The organism is Stenotrophomonas sp. HMWF023 (genome assembly GCF_003060985.1).
Taxonomy (GTDB): domain Bacteria; phylum Pseudomonadota; class Gammaproteobacteria; order Xanthomonadales; family Xanthomonadaceae; genus Stenotrophomonas; species Stenotrophomonas lactitubi.
In genome coordinates, this window is sequence record NZ_QAIJ01000343.1 from 2,706 (window position 1) to 5,474 (window position 2,769).

2 protein-coding genes and 1 pseudogene are annotated in these 2,769 nt (G+C 68.1%); 2 read left to right on the forward strand and 1 reads right to left on the reverse strand.

Translation table 11 applies throughout. From position 1 onward, the window contains the following. Positions 1-691: pseudogene (locus DBR20_RS21050) on the reverse strand (ABC transporter ATP-binding protein); the annotation flags it as partial. A 202-nt stretch (positions 692-893) separates the two neighbouring features. On the opposite strand from DBR20_RS21050, the gene DBR20_RS21055 reads away from it, so the two are divergent. Further along, positions 894-2,141, forward strand: a complete 1,248-nt coding sequence (locus tag DBR20_RS21055) for an efflux RND transporter periplasmic adaptor subunit (RefSeq protein ID WP_108268240.1) — start codon at positions 894-896, stop codon at positions 2,139-2,141. Between the two features lie 117 nt (positions 2,142-2,258). Next, positions 2,259-2,769, forward strand: a 511-nt coding sequence (locus DBR20_RS21060) for an ABC transporter ATP-binding protein (protein WP_258223459.1), incomplete at its 3' end; no start/stop codon positions are given.

Here is a 2,769-nt window from a genome sequence, read left to right on the forward strand (position 1 = left end):
GGCAGCGGATGCGTCGCGGGCGGTCGGCCAGGCGCAGTTCGGACAGCGGCGCCTCGGCCACTACCCTGCCCTGCTCCAGCACCACCACCCGTTGCGCCAGCGCCTCGGCCTCCTCCAGATAGTGGGTGGTCAGCAGCACACCGCAGCCTTCGGCCACCAGCTGCCGGATCGCCTGCCACATCGCCTGCCGCGCCTGGATGTCCAGGCCGGTGGTGGGCTCATCGAGGAACAGCACGCGCGGGCGGCCGCAGATGGCAATGGCGAACTGCACACAGCGCTGCTGCCCGCCGGACAGCTGCCCATAGCGCCGCCGGGCAAGGTCCTGCAAGCCCACACGCTGCAGTACCTCCTTCAACGGCTGCGGATCCGGATAGCAGGCGCTGGCCTGCGCCACCAGTTCATCCACCTGCAGCATCGGCGGCAGGCTGGTGCTCTGCAGCATCACGCCGAGGCCGATACGGCTGGCGCGCTGCTGCGGATCACCGCCCAGCAGCTCGACCTGGCCGGCGTCGGCGCGGCGCAGGCCCAACAGCACGCTGATCGCGGTACTCTTGCCGGCACCGTTGCGGCCCAGCAGGGCCAGTACCTGGCCAGCGCGGACCTGCAGGTCGATGCCGTGCAGGGCGGTATGGTCGCGGTAACGCACCTGCACCTGCTGCAGGCGGGCCAGCGACGGAGCGATCGGATCCATGGGCAGTACCGGTAGCGGGGACGTTGCCATCCTGTGCCGCCGTGGTCACATTTCGCAGTTGCCGCCGTCAATGACATCGGATGACAGCTGTCACTGCCATCGCCGATGCACCTGCCTTCATGCTGTACCGCACGCTCCACCGCCGGAACCGCCGCAGTCTGCCCTTCCGGTCACACCCGCCCGAACGCCTGTGATGGAACGAATGAACGCTTCTGCCGAGCTGTTGAAGGAACTCCGTATTGACCGCAAGTCGCCGCCGCCAGCCTCCAGTGGTGGCAGTGGTGGCCGCCGCTGGCTGTGGGTCGCCGTGGTCGTGATCATCGTGCTGCTGACCGGCGGTGCGTTCGCGCTGTTCGGCCGTGCGCCCACCGTGGAAGTGGACACCGCGCCGGCCGTGGCCATCCAGCAGGGCAGCGCCAGCAGCTCGGTACTCGATGCCAGCGGCTACGTGGTCGCCCGGCGCATGGCCACGGTGTCGGCCAAGATCACCGGCAAGGTGCGCGAGGTGATGATCGAAGAAGGCATGCGGGTGGAACAGGGGCAGATCATGGCCACCCTGGACCCGATCGATGCCGACGCGCAGCGCAGCCTGTATGCCTCGCAGCTGCAGTCCGCGCGCAGCCAGGTGGTCGGTCTGGAAGCCCAGCAGAAGCAGGCCGCCGCCGAGGCCAGCCGCCTGCAGGCACTGGTCGGACAGCAGCTGGTCTCGCGTTCGCAGTACGACCAGGCCGTGGCCCAGCGTGACAGCCTGCGTGCGCAGCTGGAAACCGCACGGCGCAACGTCAAGGTTGCCAACGACCAGCTGTCCATCGCCGACCTCGGCGTGGACAACAACATCGTGCGCGCGCCGTTCTCCGGCGTGGTCACCGCCAAGGCCGCGCAGCCCGGCGAGATCGTCTCGCCACTGTCGGCCGGTGGCGGCTTCACCCGTACCGGCATCGGCACCATCGTCGACATGGAATCGCTGGAGATCGAAGTCGAGGTCGGTGAAGCCTTCATCGGCCGCGTGCAGCCGAAGATGCCGGTGGAAGCCACGCTCAACGCCTATCCGGACTGGAAGATCCCGGCCGAGGTGATCGCCATCATTCCCACCGCTGATCGTGGCAAGGCCACGGTGAAGGTGCGCGTGGCACTGAAAGTGAAAGACCCGCGCATCGTGCCGGAGATGGGCGTGCGGGTCAGCTTCCTGGAACAGGCGCAGCCGCAGGCGGCCAGCAAGCCGCAGGGCGTTCGCGTGCCGGGCGGTGCGGTGGTCCAGCGCGAGGGCGCGTCGGTGGCCTTCGTGCTGGGCGACGAGAACCGCGTGCAGCAGCGCACGGTCGAGGCGGGCCAGGCGATGGGCAAGGACCGCCAGATCCTCAAGGGCGTGAGCGCGGGGGAGTCGGTGGTGGTCAATCCGCCGGATACCCTGCGCGATGGCACCAAGGTGCAACAGAAACAAGCGCAGTAACGGCCCGGCGCCCGCGTGGCGCCACCGGCAGTACCGCTCGACGGCACCACCCTTCGGTTACGCCCGGCCCACGGCCGGCGCGATGTCCCGTTTCCCGCCTTTCGTGGAGAACCACCCATGTCGACCCTGGTTTCACTGCGCAACATCACCAAGACCTATCAGCGTGGCCCCGAAAAGGTGCAGGTGCTGCACGGCATCGACCTGGATATCGCCAGCGGCGATTTCGTCGCGCTGATGGGCCCGTCCGGTTCCGGCAAGACCACCCTGCTCAACCTGATCGGCGGGCTGGACAACCCCACGGGCGGCGAGATCAGCATCGAAGGCGAGCGCATCGACCAGATGAGCGGCGGCCAGCTGTCGACGTGGCGCAGCCATCACGTCGGCTTCGTGTTCCAGTTCTACAACCTGATGCCGATGCTGACCGCGCAGAAGAACGTGGAACTGCCGTTGCTGCTGACCCATCTCAGCGCGGCGCAGCGCAAGCGCAATGCCGAGATCGCGCTGACCCTGGTCGGCTTGGCCGACCGCCGCAGCCATCGTCCCAACGAACTGTCAGGCGGCCAGCAGCAGCGCGTGGCGATTGCCCGCGCGATCGTCTCCGACCCGACCTTCCTGATCTGCGACGAAC